Raw genomic sequence first — 16475 nt, 5'->3', positions numbered from 1 at the left:
CGACCCGCTGGCGCCGGAGCGGTTCTCCACCACCACCGGCTGGCCGAGCACCGCGCCGAGCCGGTCGGCGAAGCGCCGGCCGACGATGTCGGTCGGCCCGCCGGCGGCGAAGCCGATCAGCAGGCGGATGGGCCGGTCGGGATAGACGCCCTGCGCCCGGGCCGGGGCGGGCAGACCCACCGCGGCGCCGATGGCCAGCGGCAGTCCCAGCATGTTGCGGCGGTTCATCATCTTGCACCCTGGTCGCTTGTCGCGCCGGCTCACTCGACCCGCAGGCCAAGCGCGCGGATCACCGGCGTCCATTTGTCGTATTCCGAACGGATGAAGGCCATGGTTGCGGCCGGCGTCGGGTCGGGCACCGGCTCCGCCGAAAGGCCGCGCAGGAAGGCGCGGAATTCTTCGGTCTGCGTCACCGCGCGCATCGCGCCGTTGAGCCGCGCGAGCACATCGCCCGGCGTGCCGGCGGGGGCGAGGAAGGCGGCATAGGTGTTGGCGACTGCGCCGGGCACGCCGGCCTCGATGGCGGTCGGCACTTCCGGCGCCATCACCGAGCGCCCTTCGGACATCACGCACAGGATCCGCAGCCGCCCGTCGCGATGATGGGCGAGCATGGGCGCGAAGGTGTCCACCACCACCGGCACATGGCCGGCGATGCAGTCCTGCACCGCCGGGCCGGCGCCGCGATAGGGGATGTGTTCCATCCGCAGCCCGCCCGCGTCGCGCAGCAGGAGTTCCATGCCGAGCTGCATGACGCTGCCCGCCCCGCCGGTGCCATAGGCGTAGCGGCCCGGCGCGGCGCGCACCATCGCCAGCAGCGCGGCCAGGCTGTCCGCCGGCACGGAAGGGTGCACGGCGATCACGGTGGGGGAGACGGTGATGACGCCGATGCCGGCGAAATCCGCCACCGGGTCATAGGGCGGCCGCGCCACCAACTGCGGATAGACCGCATGGGCCGAGGAGGCGGTGACCAGCAGCGTGTAGCCATCGGGCCGCGCCCGCGCCACATCGGCCCCGGCGACGGTGCCGCTGGCGCCGGGGCGGTTCTCCACCACCACCGGCTGGCCGAGCGCGGCGCCGAGACCCTCGGCGAGCCGCCGCGCATAGAGATCGGTCGGCCCGCCGGCGGCATAGCCCACCAGCACGCGGATCGGCCGCTCGGGGAAGCCGGCGGCCCGCGCGCCGGCGAAGGGCCCGGCGCCGGCCGCCAGCGCCGCGAGTCCCAGCACGCCGCGCCGCCCCGCCCCGGCGGCCGACGCCGTGCCCGCCATCATTCGATCCTCAGCCCGGTGGCGCGGATCACCGGCGTCCAGCGGCGGAAATCATTGTGCAGGTAGGTCGTCAGCTCGGCCGCCGTCATCTGCCCGCCCGCCGCCGCGCCGTAATTGGCCAGGAAGGCGCGATAGGAATCCGAGGCGGTGACGCGGCGGATCGCGGCGCTCAAGGTCTCGATCGCCGGGGCGGGCGTGGCCGCCGGGGCGACGACGGCGTTGTAGACATCGGCGATGGCGTCGGGCACGCCGCTCTCGATCGCCGTCGGCACATCGGGCGCCGCGGCGACGCGTTCCTGCGCCAGCACGCACAGCATCCGCACGGTGCCGCTGCGATGCTGCTCGACCATGGTGGCGAAGGCATCCACCATCAGCGGGATGCGGCCGGCGAGGAGGTCCTGCGCCACCAGCGCCGCGCCGCGATAGGGCACATGCACCAGCTGCAGCCCGCCCGCCTTCTGCAGGAACAGCTCCATGCCGAGCTGCGTCACCGTCCCCGCGCCCGCCGAGCCGTAGGCCAGGGCGCCGGGATTGGCCCGCGCCTGCGCGATCAGCCCGCGCACGTCGCCGCCGGTGAAGCCCGGGCCGGCGACGACCGTGACCGGCGTGTTGGCGACCATGGCGATGGGCGCCAGGTCCTTGAGCGGATCGTAGCTCGGCCGCGCCGCCACCTGCGGATGGATGGCGAAGCCCGAGGGATTGATGAACATCAGCGTGTAGCCGTCGGGCCGCGCCCGCGCCACTTCGCTCACCGCCACCGAGCTGCCCGCACCGGGCCGGTTCTCGATCACCACCGGCTGGCCGAGCTCCGCGCCCAGGCGCTCGGCCAGGCCGCGGGCGAAGATGTCGGTCTGCCCGCCCGGCGTGTAGCCCACCAGCAGGCGAACCGGCCGCTCGGGGAAGCCCGCGGCCCGCCCCTTGGCCAGCGGCAGCGCGGCGGCGGCAAGCGCCGTGGCGCCACCGCCAAGCAGCCGGCGCCGGGCGAGCGGAAGGCGTGGTTTCGTCGTGTCGGTCATCATTCTATTCTCAATCCGGACGCCTGAATGATGGGCGTCCATTTGGCGTATTCGCCGCGGATGTAGGCGGCGGTGCGTTCCGGCGTCATCCCGCTCACCGGCTCGGCCGAGATGGCGTGCAGGAAGGCGCGGAACTCGTCGTTCTCGGTCGCCTGGCGAGTGGCGCGGCCGAGCGCGGCGACAGCCGCCTCCGCCATGCCCGCCGGGCCGAGCAGCGCATTGTAGGTGTTGGCGACGGCGCCGGGGACGCCGTGCTCGGCCGCCGTGGGCACGTCGGGCGCGACGGCGGAGCGCTGCTCAGCCAGCACGGCGAGGATCCGCAGCCGCCCCGCCCGGTGATGCTCGATCATCGGCGCGAAGGTGTCCACCACCAGCGGGATGTGGCCGGCGACGCAATCCTGCACCGCCGGCCCGGCGCCGCGATAGGGCACATGTTCAAGCCGCAGCCCGCCGGCCTGGTGCAGGAACAGCTCCATGCCGAAATGCGTGATGGTGCCGGCGCCGCCCGAGCCGAAGCTGAAGGCGCCGGGCCGGGCGCGCACCAGATCCATCATCTCGGGCAGGCTGCGCGCCGGGAAGGAGGGATGCGCGGCGAACACCACCGGGGCGATGGTGACGAGGCCGATGGGGCTGAAATCGGCCAGCGCGTCATAGCCCGGCCGCACCGCGATCTGCGGGAAGATCGCATGGGCCGAGGGCGTGGTGAGCAGCAGCGTGTAGCCATCGGGTCGCGCGCGCGCGACCTCGATCGCGCCGACCGACCCGCTGGCGCCGGAGCGGTTCTCCACCACCACCGGCTGGCCGAGCACCGCGCCGAGCCGCTCGGCGAAGCGCCGGCCGACGATGTCGGTCGGCCCGCCAGGCGCGAAGCCCACCACCAGCCGCAGCGGACGGTCGGGGAAGCGGTCCTGCGCCCGCGCCGCGCCGGCCATCCCGGCAAGGGCGAGCCCGCCGGCCATCAAACCGCGTCGCCGCATGCGATCCTCCTCCCTGTTGCCGCGCCCGCCGCCGCGGCGGCGGGCGCTTCATTGGCCGGCGGCGGCTCAGCCGCCGGCGAGTTCCGCGATCTCGGCCTCCGCCAGCCCGGCCTCGCGCAGCACCTCGGCGGTGTGCTCGCCCAGGCGCGGCGGCAGGCGCCGCACCGCGCCCGGCGCCTCGGAGAACTCGACCGGCACCGCGGTGACCAGCATCCGCCCTTCCGAGGGATGCTCGACGCGCTGGAAGAAGCCGGTCTCGGCCAGGTAGTCGTCCTCCAGCATGTCGGCGAGGCCGAGCACCGGCCCGTTCGGCACATCCGCGGCATCGAGCCGCGCCTGCCATTCGGCGGTGCTGCGCGTTCGCATCACCTCCTCGACGATGGCATAGAGCGCGCCGATGTTGACCGCGCGCTGCGCGAGGCGGGCGAAGCGCGGATCCTCGGCGAGGTCGGGCCGGCCGAGCGCGCCCAGCAGCCGCTGCCACTGGTCGTCGGAATTGGCCATCAGGCACAGATGCCCGTCGCTGGTCGGGAAGGGCCGGCGATAGGGCGTGAACATGCGCCCGTAGCCGAGCCCCAGCGAGGGATCGTCGAGCACCCCGCCCCACAGATGCTCGCCGAGGTTGAAGGAGAGCATGGTCTCGAGCATCGGCACATGCACCTCCTGCCCGCGCCCGGTGCGCTCGCGCCGGTACAGCGCCATGGCGACGGCGGAGGCGAGGACATGGCCGCAGAACTTGTCGGCGATGGCGCTCGGCACATAGCGCGGCTCGCCGCCGTCGCGCATGGCGTTCAGCGCGGCAAGGCCGCTCATGCCCTGGATCACGTCGTCGAAGGCCGGGCGGTCGCGGTGGCGGCCATCCTTGCGGAAGCCGGTGGCGCTGGCATGGATCAGGCGCGGGTTGCGCGGCGCCAGCGCGGCATAGGACAACCCAAGCCGCTCGGCGGCGCCGAGGCGCATGTTGTGCACCAGCACGTCCGCGCCCTCGATCAGCCGCAGCAGCGCGGCGCGCGCCGCCGGCTGCTTCAGGTCGAGCACCACCGAGCGCTTGTTGCGGTTGATGTTGAGGAACATCACCGCCATGTCGGGCCCGCGCGTCGGGCCGACCTGGCGCATGGTGTCGCCCTGCGGCGGCTCCACCTTGATGACGTCGGCGCCCATGTCGCCGAGAATCTGCGTCGCCACCGGGCCGAGCACCGCGCTGGTCAGGTCGATCACCCTGACCCCGGCGAGCGGCCCGCCGCCGGCCTCGCTCACGCCTCGGGCCCGCCGGCGCTGCGGCACTTGACCATCCGCAGCGGCGTGTAGGTCAGCACCACCGTGCCGTCCTGCTTGACCACGCGGTTGCGGGTGCGGACCAGGCCGCGGCCGGGACGGCTCTGCGACAGCCGCGCCTCGATCACCTCGACCTCGACATGGATGGTGTCGCCGGCGAAAAGCGGGTTCTCGATCTTCAGCTCCATGCCGAGGAAGGCGAAGCCGGTGTGCTGCATGGTCGCCTGCACCAGCAGACCCTCGGCGAAGGTGTAGCCGAGCGCGCCGGGGGCGACGCGGCCCCTGATGTCGCTCTCCTTCTCGAGGAAGTCGAGGTTCATGAACAGCACCTCGGCCATGCCGGTCGTATTGATGAAGTTGACGATGTCCGACTCGGTCACCGTGCGGCCGATGGTGCGGAAGGCCCGCCCCATGGTCAGGTCCTCGAAATAAAGGCCCAGACCCACATAGGGCAGCCCGCCCGTTTCCTTCGCCATGCCCGTCACTCCGCCTTGCCGATCAGGTTGCGCGCCACGATGTTGCGCTGGATCTGGTTGGTTCCCTCGATGATCTGCACCACCTTCGCGTCGCGGAAGTAGCGGTTGATCGGGAACTCGTTCGAGATGCCGGAGGCGCCGAAGATCTGCACCGCGTCGGTCGCTACCTTCATCGCCATGTCGCTGGCGAAGCACTTGGCCGAGGCGGCGAGGCTCGCCATCGCGGCGCCGGTGGTGCCGGCATCCACCGCCGCCGCGGCGGCGTAGGTCAGCTGCCGCGCCGCCTCGATCTGGATCGCCATGTCGGCGATCATCCAGCGGATGCCCTGGTAGTTCGCCACCGTCTCGCCGAAGGCGCGGCGGCCGCGGGCGAACTCGATCGCGTGGTCCATCGCCCCCTGCGCCAGGCCGACGGCGCGCGCGGCGACGATCGGGCGCGACTTGTTCAGCGCCTCCATCACCGAGCGGAAGCCGCCCGCCCCGCCGCCGAGCAGGTTCTCCTTCGGCAGCCGCACATCGTCGAAGAACAGCGCCGAGGAGGGGACGCCGCGGGCGCCCATCTTCTCCTCCTTGCGGCCGACGCGGAAGCCGGGGCGGTCGCGCTCGACGATGAAGAAGTTCACCTCGCCCGGGCCGTCGCCGCGTTCGAGCCGCGCGCCGACCAGCACGAAATCCGACACCGCGGCGTTGGTGCACCAGATCTTGCCGCCATTGAGCACGAAGCCGTCGCCATCGGGCCGCGCGCGGGTGCGGATGCCGGCGACGTCGGAGCCCGATTGCGGCTCGGTCAGCGAGAAGGCGGCGCGCAGCTGGCCCGAGGCGAGGCCGGGCAGCAGCCGCGCCTTCTGCTCGGGCGTGCCGCCGGCGAGGATGGTGCCGAGCGGCACCCACTGCACCACCAGCAGGTAGCCGGTGTTGTAGCAGACCCGGCCCAGCTCCTCGACCGCGAGGCAGCCGGCCAGGGTGCTGCCCGAGCCGCCATATTCGGCCGGGAAGGGCAGGGTGAACAGGCCGAGTTCGCGCAGCAACTCGAACATGTCCTGCGGGTATTCGCCGCTGGCGTCGATCTCGGCGGCGCGCGGCGCCACCTTCTCGCGCGCAACCCGGCGCACCAGGTCACGGACCTGGATCTGCTCCTCGGTCAGGGCAAACGACAAGCCCGTTTCCTCCTCGGTTGTTCCCGGCTGCGGAATTGGCCCGCGCGGGTGCGCCTTGGACCGGCGCCTTGTTTTGCATGCTGAACGTCGTTCGGGCAGACTGTCAACACGGCGGCTTGACGGCGCGCCCGCCGCCGTGTCGGCTGTTCCCGAACGACGTTCGGAAATCCGGCCCCCGGCCGGCCGGCGTCGCGGCAAGCACGAGGAGGAAACAGATGGGGCCGTTGGCCGGTTTGAAGGTGGTGGAACTCGCGGGCATCGGCCCGGGGCCGATGGCGGCGATGCTGCTCGCCGACATGGGCGCGACGGTGCTTCGCATCGACCGGCCGGACCCACCCGAGCTCGGCATGAGCCGGCCGCTGAAATACAACCTCACCCTGCGCGGGCGCCGCACCCTCGCCCTCGACCTCAAGCAGCCCGCCGCGCGCGAACTGGCGCTGCGGCTGGTGGACGGGGCGGATGCGCTGATCGAGGGCTTCCGCCCCGGCGTCGCCGAACGCCTCGGCCTCGGCCCCGACGACTGCCTCGCGCGCAATCCGCGCCTCGCCTATGGGCGCATGACCGGCTGGGGGCAGGACGGGCCGCTCGCCCCGGCCGCCGGGCACGATCTCAACTACATCGCGCTGACCGGGGCGCTGCACCATATCGGCCGCCAGGGCCAGCCGCCGACGCCGCCGCTCAACCTCGTCGGCGATTATGGCGGCGGCGCGCTCTACCTCGCCTTCGGCCTCGTCTGCGCGGTGCTCGAGGCGCGCGGCTCGGGCCGCGGCCAGGTGGTGGATGCGGCGATCGTGGACGGCGTGGCGCATCTGATGACCGGCATGTTCGGCCTGTTCGGCGCCGGGATGCTGCCCGAGGGGCGCGGCGAGGGCGTGCTCGACGGCGGCGCCCCCTATTACGACTGCTACGAATGCGCCGATGGGCGCTATGTCTCGGTTGCGCCGATCGAAGGCCGCTTCTTCCAGGAATTGCTGCGCCGGATCGGCATCGACCCGGCCGATTTCCCCAAGCAGTCGGACCGCGCCCGCTGGCCCGAGGCGAAGCGCCGCCTGGCCGAGATCTTCCGCCAGCGCCCGCGCGATGCCTGGTGCGAGCTGCTGGAAGGCACCGATTCCTGCTTCGCCCCGGTGCTGACCCCGGCCGAGGCGCTGCGCCACAAGCACATGGCCGCGCGGCGCACCTTCGTCGAGTTCGACGGCGTGGCGCAGCCCGCCCCGGCGCCGCGCTTCAGCCGCACCGTGCCGGAGCTGAGCCTGCCGCCGCAGCCCGCCGATCCCGCCGGGGCCGAGGCGGCGCTGGCCGGCTGGCTGCCCGAGGCCGAGATCGCCGCGCTGCGCGCCGCCGGCACGCTGGGGCAGGCCGGCTGAATCCAGGCGGCGGCATCGCATCAATCTGCCAAGGGAGCGCCCACATGACCAGCCTGCATCCCAGCGCCCGCCGGGTGCTCGACCTGATCCGCGACTCCGGCCGGCCGCCCTTCGAGGCGATGACGCCCGCCGAGGCGCGCGTGGCCTATGCCGCCGCGCGGCAGGTGCTGCAGCCCGAGCCGCCGGCGGTCGCCGAATGCCGCGACCTGTCCTGCCCCGGCCCCGACGGGGCGGTGCCGCTGCGGCTTTATCGCGGGCTCGGCGCCGGCACCGGGCCGCAGCCCTGCCTGCTGTTCCTGCATGGCGGCGGCTGGGTGGTCGGCGACCTCGACAGCCATGACCAGCTCTGCCGCGAACTGGCGAACCGGCTGGCCGCGGTGGTGGTCGCGGTGGATTATCGCCTGGCCCCCGAACACCCCTTCCCGGCGGCGGCCGAGGACGCCGCCGCCGCGTTGCGCTTCGTGGCCGGGCAGGCAGGGGCGCTCGGCATCGACGCGGCGCGCATCGCGGTGGGCGGCGACAGCGCGGGCGGCAACCTCGCCGCCGCGCTGTGCCTGATGGCGCGCGACGGCCAGGCGCCGATGCCGATGTTCCAGATGCTGTTCTACCCGGTCACCGACCTCGCGGCGGAATCGCCGGCCTATGGCCGCTTCATCAAGGGCTATGTGCTGAACGCCGCCTCGATGCGCTGGTTCATCGGCCATTATGTGCCGGACCCGGCGGCGCGGGCCGATTGGCGCGCCTCGCCCGCGCGGGTAGGCAGCCTTTCTGGCCTGCCGCCGGCCTTCGTGATGACCGCCGGCCACGACCCGCTGAGCGACGAAGGCATCGCCTATGCCCGGCGGCTCGAGGCCGAGGGCGTGCCGGTCAGCCACCTGCACGTCTCCGACCAGATCCACGGCTTCCTCACCCTGGGCAAGGCGATCCCGGCTTCCGCCGTGACGCTCGGCCAGGCGGCGGCGGCGTTGCGCCTGGCCTGGGAGGGGTGACGGCGCGGCGCGCGCGGGGCCATTCCCGGCACCGCCGGGCGTCAGGGACCGGCTGAGGCCGCCGGCGCCCGCGCGCCCAGCCACAGCCCGCTGGCCAGCATCTCGCGCGCGCAGTCGCGCAGCAGGCCGGCGGCCGCGACCGCCGCCGGCGACGGTTCCCGCCCGCGGGGCATGACCAGCAGCCGGGTGATAGCGAGCGCGCCGAGCGGCACCGCGCGCAGCCGCCCCTCCAGGATCTCGGCGCGCACCATCGAGGCGACATCGACCATCGGCCCGAGCCCGGCGAGCACGAGCCGCTTGGCGAGGGCGACGGTATCCGCCTCGGCCGCCACCTCGATGCCGAGCGCCTCCTGGCCCAGCGCGTCGCGCAGCGCGCGGCGCACCCAGCTGTCGGGCCGGCCGGCGAGCACCAGCGGCACGCCCGCCAGCGCGCGCAGCGGCACCGCCGCCCCCTCGAAGCGGCGGTCCGCGGCGGCGCAGATCAGGCACAGCGGCTCGGCGAGCAGCGGCTCCGCCGCCAGCCGCGCCGAGGCGCCGGGCCCGTTCAGCATGGCGGCGTCGATCGCCCCTTCCTCGAGCTGCTTCTCAAGGTCGTGCATGAAGCCGATGGCGAGCCGCAGCCGGATCTCGGGGAACTGCCGCGCGGCGCGGGTGGCGAAGGCGGCGCCGATGATGTCCGACACGCCGGGCGACAGGCCGATCGTCACCGCCCCGCGCGGCCGGTCGGCCTGGCCGCGCGCGTCGCGGCGCATCGCATCCGCCTCGCCGAGCAGCCGCTCGGCGCGGTCGAGCAGCGCGAGCCCTTCGGCGGTCAGCACCGCCCCGCGCGGCCGGCGGTCGAACAGCCGCACGCCGAGTTCCGCCTCGAGCTGCTGGATCTGCCGGCTGACCGCGGGCTGGGCGATCCGCAGCGCGCGCGCGGCCTGGCCGAAATGCCGTTCCCGCGCGACGGCGGCGAAATAGCGGAGCTGGCGCAGTTCCACGCGCTTCCACCCTCCCTGGCCGTCTCGATGCCGCTGCGGCATCGGCGCCTTGCCGCTAAAGTGTTAGACGCGCCTCCGCCCCGGCACAACACTTCCTCCCGTTGAACAAGAAAGCCCGGCCGGCGCGGCCGAGGAGACGGAGGAAGCGTCAGGCGCACCCGGCAAAGACGGGGGCGCCATCGCATCGCGGCATGGCCGCCTCCGCATCCACGCACCGCGTCCGGTCCGGTCCGGCATCCGGAGGTGATGAGGACGTGAGCAACGGCGCCTGGGCCCTGCCCGAGGAATTGAAGATGCTGCGCGATACCGCGCGGCGCTTCATGCAGAACGACGTCAAGCCGGCCGAGGACCGCGCGCCGCACGACGCCTGCGAACTGCCCGTGGCGGATCTGGCCCCGCTGCAGAAGAAGGCGCGCGACCTTGGCCTGTGGTGCTACCGCACGCCGACCGAATATGGCGGCGCCGGGCTCGACCTGCTCGGCCAGGCGGTGATCGCCGAGGAGGCGTCGAAGTGCCGCATGGGCGCCTATATCCCGGCCTGCGGCGCCTTCGGGGCCGATCCGCCCAATGCCATCTGGCTCGGCAACCGCGACCAGATCGAGCGCTTCGGCATCCCCGCGGTCGAGCGCGGCCAGAAGGTCTTCGTCGCCATCAGCGAGCCCTCGGGCGGCGCCGACCCGGCGCGCGGCATCCGCACCCGCGCCGAGCGCCGCGGCGACCGCTACGTGCTCAACGGCAGCAAGATGTGGATCTCGGGCGCGGGCAGCGCCGATTGGGGCCTGCTGTTCGCCCGCACCGGCGCGCAGGGCGAACGCGGCGGCATCACCTGCTTCATCATCGACGGCAACCCCAAGGGCCTGACCAAGCGGCGGATCGGCGTGATACGCGCCTGGTCGCCCTATGAGCTGCACCTCGAGGATGTCGAGGTGCCGGTCGAGAACCGCCTCGGCGAGGAAGGCCAGGGCTTCCAGCTGTGCGAGAAATGGCTGGTCGAGGGCCGCGTGCCCTATGCCGCCGCCTGCGTCGGCATCGCCCAGGCGGCGCTCGAACTCGCCATGGACTGGGCCCGGCAGCGCGAGGCCTTCGGCTCGAAGCTGGCGGACAAGCAGGCGATCCAGTGGATGATCGCCGACAGCGAGATGGAGCTGCGCGCCGCCCGCCTGCTGGTGTGGCAGGCGGCCTGGACCGCAGCACTCGGCGGCGACCTCAAGACCGATGCCTCGGTCGCCAAGGTGGTGGCGACCGAGACGGCGGGGCGCGTGGTGGACCGCTGCGTGCAGATCTTCGGCGGCCTCGGCGTCGCGCAGGAGATGCCGCTCGAACGCTGGTACCGCGAGATGCGGATCAAGCGCATCGGCGAGGGGCCGTCCGAGGTGCACCGCATGGTGCTCGCCCGCACCCTGCTCGGCGGGAAGGGGCGGCGCTGATGTCTATCGACCTCGACATCGATGCCGAGGGCATCGCCACCATCACCATCAACCGGCCGGAGCGGCGCAACGCGCTCGATGCCGCGCACTACGCCGGGCTGACCGACGCCTGGATGCGCGTGCGCGACGACCCGGCGGTGCGCTGCGCGATCGTCACCGGCGCGGGGGACAAGTCCTTCTCGGCCGGCGCCGACATCAAGGACTTCATCGGCCGCCGGCAGGAACTGTCGGACCACTGGCTGACGCAGAAGGGGCAGCTGCTGAACCGCGGCCTTGAGGTGTGGAAGCCGGTGATCGCCGCGGTCAACGGCTTCTGCGTGGGCGGCGGCATGACCCTGCTGCTGGCCACCGACATCCGCATCGCCGTCCCGCACGCCACCTTCGGCCTCAGCGAGGTCAAGCGCGGCGTCATCGCCGGCAATGGCGGCACCCAGCGGGTGATGCGCCAGCTGCCCCACGCGATCGCGATGGAGATGCTGCTGACCGGCGATGCGATCGACGCGGCGCGGGCGGAACGCTGGGGCCTGGTCAATGCCGTGGTCCCGCCCGAGGAACTGATGCCCGCCGCGCGCGCCTTCGCCCGCCGCATCGCGGCGAATGCCCCGCTCGCGGTGCAGGCGGCGAAGGAGCTCGGGCTGCGCTCGCGCGACATGCCGCTCGCCGACGGGCTGCGGCTCGAGCAGATGGTCAGCCGCATCCTGCAGGGCAGCGAGGACGTGAAGGAAGGCCGCGCCGCCTTCGCCGAGAAGCGGCCGCCGCGCTTCGAGGGACGCTGAATGTCGGCAGGACCGCTCGCCGGCGTCACCGTTCTCGATCTGACGCAGATCTACAACGGCCCCTATGCCACCTTCCTGATGGCCATGGCCGGGGCCGAGGTGATCAAGATCGAGCCCCCCGGCGGCGAGCAGCTGCGCCGCCGGCACGGCGATGGCGGGGCCACGCTGCCCTTCGCCATGCTCAATTCGGGCAAGCGCTGCGTCGTGCTCGACCTCAAGGCCGAGGAGGACCGCGCGGCGCTGCTGCGGATGGCCGCCGGGGCGGATGTGCTGGTCGAGAACTACCGCCCCGGGGTGATGGACCGGCTCGGCCTGTCGCGGGACGTGCTGCGCGGGGTCAATCCGCGGCTGATCTGCGCCTCCGGCTCGGGCTATGGCGGCAGCGGCCCCTATCGCGACTACCCGGCGATGGACCTGGTGGTGCAGGCGATGAGCGGGGTGATGAGCATCACCGGCGAGGCCGGCGGCCCGCCGCTCAAGGCCGGGCCGGCGCTGTGCGACTTCTTCGCCGGCATCCACCTCTATGGCGCCATCGTCACCGCGCTGTTCGAGCGCGAGCGCGGCGGGCCGGCCCGCGCGGTGGAGGTGGCGATGCTGGAGGCGGTCTATCCCTCGCTGACCTCCAACCTTGCCCTGCTGGCCGACAAGGGCAGCGCCTTCCCCGGCCGCACCGGCAACCGCCATGGCGGGCTGTCGGTCTGTCCCTACAACGTCTATCCGGCGGCGGACGGGCATGTCGCCATCATCTGCAACCATGACGGCCATTGGCGCGCCGCCGCGCGCTATTTCGGCCATGCCGAGCTGATCGACGACCCGCGCTTCCTGCGGATGACCGACCGGGTGGCGAACATGGACCTGCTCGACGGCATGGTCGCCTCCTGGACGGCGGCGCTGCCGAAGGAGGAGATCTTCCAGGGCCTGGCCGCGGCCGGCGTGCCCTGCGCGCCGGTGCGCGAGCTGGCCGAGGTGGTGGCCGACCGCCACCTGCACGAACGCCGCGCGCTGCTCGACATCGAGCATCCGCAGTTCGGCGCGATGACCGTGCCGACCAGCGCGCTGTGCTTCGAGGGCATCGAGCGCGGCCTGCGCTGGCCGAGCCGTCCGCTCGGCGCCGACCAGGCGCTGGTGCAGCGGCCCGGGGGGGAGGAAAGCCCATGATGCGACTGATGCGACGGTCCCTGCCGGCGCTGGCCGCCGGGCTGGCGGCCCCGGCGCGGGCGCAGGCGCCCTTCCCGAGCCGGCCGGTGGTGATGATCGCCCCGGCCGCGCCGGGCGGGCCGACCGACGTCGCCGGCCGGGTGCTGGTGCAATACATGCCGGCGCTGATCGGCCAGCCGGTGGTGCTCGAGAACCGCAGCGGCGCCGCCGGGCAGATCGGCATGCGCCATGTCGCGACCGCAGCGCCGGACGGGCACACGCTGGTGATCGGCAATACCGGATCGGTCGGCATCAACCCGTCCTACTACCGCGATCCCGGCTACGACATCGCGCGCGACTTCACCCCGGTCTCGATGCTGATGATCGCGCCGGTCTCGCTGGTCGTGCCGGCCGACCTGCCGGTCCGCACCCCGGCCGAGCTGGTCGCGCATATCCGCGCCGCCGGCGGGCGCTTCACCTTCGGCTCCTCCGGCACCGGGCAGTCGCCCCATGTCGCGGCCGAGCTGTTCCGCCACGCGGCGGGGGTGGAGTTCGAGATCGTGCCCTATCGCGGCGCGGCGCCGGCGGTCACCGACATGCTCGCCGGCACGGTGCAGGCGATGTTCGACAGCACCAGCTCGGTGCCCTTCGTGCGGCAGGGCCGGCTGCGCGCGCTGGCGGTGGCCAATGTCGAGCGCTCGCCGCTGATGCCCGAGGTGCCGACCATGGCCGAATCCGGCTTCGCCGGCTTCGACATCAGCTCCTGGTATGTCGCGCTTGCCCCGGCGGGCACCCCGGCCGAGGCGGTACTCACGCTCAATGCCGCCATGAACCGGGTGATGGCCCGTCCCGACGTGGCCGAGCGCCTGGCCGCGATCAACGCCGTGCCGATGCGGGGCAGCCCGGCGGATGCCGCCGCCTTCGTCGGCCGGCAGCTCGCCTATTGGCGCGAGGTTCTTGCACGCGCGGGGATCGGCGAGGCGCGGTGACGATGGGCGGCGGGCCCGCGGCCAGCCGGCTCGAACAGAGGGGAGGATGGTCATGATGCGACTGCGGCGCCGGGCCCTGCCGGCATTGACCGCCGGGCTGGCGGCCCCGGCCTGGGCGCAGGCGCCCTTCCCGAGCCGGCCGGTGGTGATGATCGTGCCCGGCGCCCCAGGCGGGCCGACCGACGTGGTCGGGCGGCTGCTGGTGCAGCACATGCCGGCGCTGATCGGCCAGCCGGTGGTGCTTGACTACCGCGCCGGCGCCGGCGGGCAGATCGGCATGCGCTACGTCGCCGGCGCGGCGCCGGACGGGCACACGCTGGTCATCGGCAACACCGGCTCGGTCGGCATCAACCCGTCCTACTACCGCAATCCCGGCTACGACATCGCGCGCGACTTCGCCCCGGTCTCGATGCTGATGGTCGCGCCGGTCTCGCTGGTCGTGCGGGCCGACATGCCGGCCCGCACCCCGGCCGAGCTCGTCACCCGGATCCGCGCCGCCGGCGGGCGCTTCAGCTTCGGTTCCTCCGGCACCGGGCAGTCGCCCCATGTCGCGGCGGAGCTGTTCCGCCACGCCACCGGGGCGGAGTTCGAGGTGGTGCCCTATCGCGGCTCGGCCGAGGCGGTGACGGACCTCATCGCCGGCACGGTGCAGGCGATGTTCGACAGCACCACGACCATTCCGCATGTGCGGCAGGGCCGGCTGCGCGCGCTGGCGGTGGCGACGCCCGAACGCTCGCCGCTGATGCCCGAGGTGCCGACCATGGCCGAATCCGGCTTCGCCGGCTTCGACATCAGCTCCTGGTATGTCGCGCTCGCCCCGACGGGCACGCCGCCCGAGGCGGTCGCGAAGCTCAACGCGGCGATGGGCGAGGTGCTGGCGCGCCCCGAGGCGGCCGAGCGCTTCGCCGTCTTCAACGCCGTGCCGATGCGGGGCAGCCCGGGCGATGCCGGCGCCTTCCTCGGCCGCCAGCTCGCCTATTGGCGCGACGTGCTGGCGCGCGCCGGGATCGGGGAAGGAAGGTCATGATGCGCGGGAAGTTCGTCATCGCGGGGGTCGGCCACACCGCCTTCGGCACCCTGCCGGGACGGTCCACCGTCTCGCTGAACGTGGAGGCCTGCCGCCGCGCGCTCGAGGACGCCGGCATCGAGAAGCAGGCGGTGGACGGGGTCTTCGTCAAGACGCCGACCTCGGCGCGCGAGATCCTGTATGGCCAGACCCTGTCCGAGGCGCTGGGCCTGCAGCCGCGCATCGGCATCGCGCTCGACCAGGGGGGCGCGGCCAACATGTCGGGCGTCGCCTTCGCCTGCCTGGCGATCGAGGCCGGCATGTGCGAGGTGGCGCTGGTCTGCTACGCCGACAATCCGCGCAGCGGCAGCCGCGCCACCTATGCCCGCCCGCGCGGCGACGACGCCGCCTTCGGCTGGTTCTCGACCGCCGCCGGCTACGCCATGATCCACCGCCGCCATGTCGCCGAATACGGCACGCCCGAGGCCGCCTTCGGCGCGGTCGCGGTGGCGGCGCGGCGGCACGGCGCGGCCAACCCCCACGCGCAGCTCCGCAAGCCGCTGACGCTCGACGGCTACCTCGCCACCCCGCCGCTGGTCGCGCCGCTGCGGCGCGACGACTGCGCGCTGATCTCCGACGGCGCCGCCGCGCTGGTGGTGATGTCGGCGCGCCGGGCGCGCGAGCTCGGGGTGAAGGCGGCGGTGCCGATCCTCGGCATGGGGCAGGCGCATACCTCGTGGGAGGTGACGCAGCGCCCCTGCCTGACCAGCACGCGGGCGAAGGACGCGGCGCGCGACGCCTTCGCCATGGCCGGGCTCGCCCCGGCGGACATCCAGGTGGCGCAGATCTACGACTGCTTCACCATCACCGTGCTGATGACGCTGGAAGATTACGGCTTCTGCCCGCCCGGCCAGGCCGAGGGCTTCGTGCGCGAAGGCCGCATCGAGCACGGCGGCGACCTGCCCATCAACACCGCCGGGGGCCTGCTGTCGGAAACCGGCATGCCGGGGCTGCAGCTGGTGATCGAGGCGGTGCGCCAGGTCCGCGGCACCGCCACGCTGCAGGTGCCCAGCGTGCGCCACGCGCTGGTGAGCAACCAGGGCGGCACCATGCACACCCACGCGACCCTGATCCTCGGAGGCTGACATGACCCTGCCGACACCGGAGGTCACCCCGCTGAACGAAGCCTACTGGGCCGGCCTCGCCGCCGGGGAGCTGCGCTTCCAGCACTGCCCGCATTGCGGCCATCGCTGGCTGCCCGCGCGGCGCGAATGTCCCGCCTGCCTGCGTGAGGGCGCCGGCTGGGAGAAGGCCGCGGGCACCGGGCAGGTGATCAGCTGGGTGGTCTATCACACCGCCTACCACGATGCCTTCCGCGACCGCCTGCCCTACAATGTCGCCATCGTCGAGCTCGACGAGGGGCCGCGGCTGATCACCAACATCCTCGCCCCGCACGACAGCATCGCCGCGGGGATGCGCGTGCGCCTCGAGGTGCAGTCGGATTTCGGGGTCAACCTGCCGCGCTTCGCCCCGGCGGGGACGCCATGAAAGGGCGGGCGGCGGCGCGCCCGATCGGCCTGATCATGGCCCTCGGGCCGGGCAGCGGCAGCGAGGTGCACGCCAGGCTCTAAG

At 73.3% G+C, this 16475-nt stretch carries 16 protein-coding genes and 1 pseudogene; 9 read left to right on the top strand and 8 right to left on the bottom strand.

Features of this window, described 5'->3' with window-relative positions; genetic code table 11:
• The 7 genes and pseudogenes from CR162_RS13600 to CR162_RS13570 all read right to left on the bottom strand — a co-directional run.
• Positions 1–228: pseudogene (locus tag CR162_RS13600) on the bottom strand (Bug family tripartite tricarboxylate transporter substrate binding protein); the annotation flags it as partial.
• Positions 229–260: 32 nt separating this feature from the next.
• The gene (locus CR162_RS13595; protein WP_176559848.1) at positions 261–1268 is read right to left on the bottom strand and encodes a Bug family tripartite tricarboxylate transporter substrate binding protein; all 1008 of its coding nucleotides are present in this window, start codon (positions 1266–1268) and stop codon (positions 261–263) included.
• A complete protein-coding gene (locus CR162_RS13590) occupies positions 1268–2284 on the bottom strand; it encodes a Bug family tripartite tricarboxylate transporter substrate binding protein (RefSeq protein WP_176559847.1) in 1017 nt (338 codons plus the stop codon). Before CR162_RS13590 ends, CR162_RS13595 begins: the two co-directional genes overlap by 1 nt.
• Positions 2284–3261 (bottom strand): Bug family tripartite tricarboxylate transporter substrate binding protein, encoded by a 978-nt coding sequence (locus tag CR162_RS13585; protein ID WP_099096077.1) that lies wholly within the window; start codon positions 3259–3261, stop codon positions 2284–2286. The genes CR162_RS13590 and CR162_RS13585 overlap by 1 nt, the downstream gene beginning before the upstream one ends.
• Positions 3262–3327: 66 nt before the next feature.
• Positions 3328–4518, bottom strand: coding sequence for a CaiB/BaiF CoA transferase family protein (locus CR162_RS13580; protein WP_099096080.1), 1191 nt, complete (start codon positions 4516–4518; stop codon positions 3328–3330).
• Complete coding sequence (locus CR162_RS13575) at positions 4515–5012, bottom strand: MaoC family dehydratase (RefSeq protein WP_099096076.1); 498 nt, start codon at positions 5010–5012, stop codon at positions 4515–4517. Before CR162_RS13575 ends, CR162_RS13580 begins: the two co-directional genes overlap by 4 nt.
• Positions 5013–5017: 5 nt before the next feature.
• Positions 5018–6169, bottom strand: coding sequence for an acyl-CoA dehydrogenase family protein (locus CR162_RS13570; protein WP_099096075.1), 1152 nt, complete (start codon positions 6167–6169; stop codon positions 5018–5020).
• A gap of 224 nt (positions 6170–6393) precedes the next feature.
• On the opposite strand from CR162_RS13570, the gene CR162_RS13565 reads away from it, so the two are divergent.
• Together CR162_RS13565 and CR162_RS13560 are read left to right on the top strand one after the other, a co-directional pair.
• Positions 6394–7536 (top strand): CaiB/BaiF CoA transferase family protein, encoded by a 1143-nt coding sequence (locus CR162_RS13565; protein WP_456316217.1) that lies wholly within the window; start codon positions 6394–6396, stop codon positions 7534–7536.
• A 44-nt stretch (positions 7537–7580) separates the two neighbouring features.
• Entirely contained in the window at positions 7581–8525 is a 945-nt protein-coding gene (locus tag CR162_RS13560; protein WP_099096073.1) for an alpha/beta hydrolase, read from the top strand.
• 41 nt (positions 8526–8566) lie between these two features.
• On the opposite strand, the gene CR162_RS13555 is transcribed toward CR162_RS13560, so the two are convergent.
• Positions 8567–9508, bottom strand: a complete 942-nt coding sequence (locus CR162_RS13555; protein ID WP_176559846.1) for a LysR family transcriptional regulator — start codon at positions 9506–9508, stop codon at positions 8567–8569.
• 293 nt (positions 9509–9801) lie between these two features.
• On the opposite strand from CR162_RS13555, the gene CR162_RS13550 reads away from it, so the two are divergent.
• Genes CR162_RS13550 through CR162_RS13520 form a run of 7 tightly spaced genes read left to right on the top strand, consistent with a single transcriptional unit; the run spans position 9802 to position 16391 of the window.
• Complete coding sequence (locus CR162_RS13550; protein ID WP_218014894.1) at positions 9802–10935, top strand: acyl-CoA dehydrogenase family protein; 1134 nt, start codon at positions 9802–9804, stop codon at positions 10933–10935.
• Positions 10935–11711 carry an enoyl-CoA hydratase/isomerase family protein gene (locus CR162_RS13545; protein WP_099096070.1) on the top strand — a complete coding sequence of 259 codons (777 nt, stop codon included), beginning with the start codon at positions 10935–10937 and terminating at the stop codon, positions 11709–11711. The genes CR162_RS13550 and CR162_RS13545 overlap by 1 nt, the downstream gene beginning before the upstream one ends.
• Positions 11712–12869: a CaiB/BaiF CoA transferase family protein gene (locus CR162_RS13540; RefSeq protein WP_099096069.1), complete on the top strand. Its 1158-nt coding sequence runs from the start codon at positions 11712–11714 to the stop codon at positions 12867–12869.
• A complete protein-coding gene (locus tag CR162_RS13535; protein WP_099096068.1) occupies positions 12866–13837 on the top strand; it encodes a Bug family tripartite tricarboxylate transporter substrate binding protein in 972 nt (323 codons plus the stop codon). The genes CR162_RS13540 and CR162_RS13535 overlap by 4 nt, the downstream gene beginning before the upstream one ends.
• A gap of 52 nt (positions 13838–13889) precedes the next feature.
• Positions 13890–14864 (top strand): Bug family tripartite tricarboxylate transporter substrate binding protein, encoded by a 975-nt coding sequence (locus CR162_RS13530; RefSeq protein ID WP_176559844.1) that lies wholly within the window; start codon positions 13890–13892, stop codon positions 14862–14864.
• Positions 14861–15988 carry a thiolase family protein gene (locus CR162_RS13525; protein WP_218014893.1) on the top strand — a complete coding sequence of 376 codons (1128 nt, stop codon included), beginning with the start codon at positions 14861–14863 and terminating at the stop codon, positions 15986–15988. The genes CR162_RS13530 and CR162_RS13525 overlap by 4 nt, the downstream gene beginning before the upstream one ends.
• A 1-nt stretch (position 15989) precedes the next feature.
• Entirely contained in the window at positions 15990–16391 is a 402-nt protein-coding gene (locus CR162_RS13520) for a Zn-ribbon domain-containing OB-fold protein (RefSeq protein WP_099096065.1), read from the top strand.
• The last annotated feature ends 84 nt before the right edge of the window (positions 16392–16475 follow it).

It is taken from the genome of Teichococcus rhizosphaerae (assembly GCF_002631185.1).
In the GTDB taxonomy this organism is placed as follows: domain Bacteria; phylum Pseudomonadota; class Alphaproteobacteria; order Acetobacterales; family Acetobacteraceae; genus Pseudoroseomonas; species Pseudoroseomonas rhizosphaerae.
The sequence above is the reverse complement of the archived record's forward strand: the minus strand, read 5'-3'. Positions and strand labels throughout refer to the sequence as shown.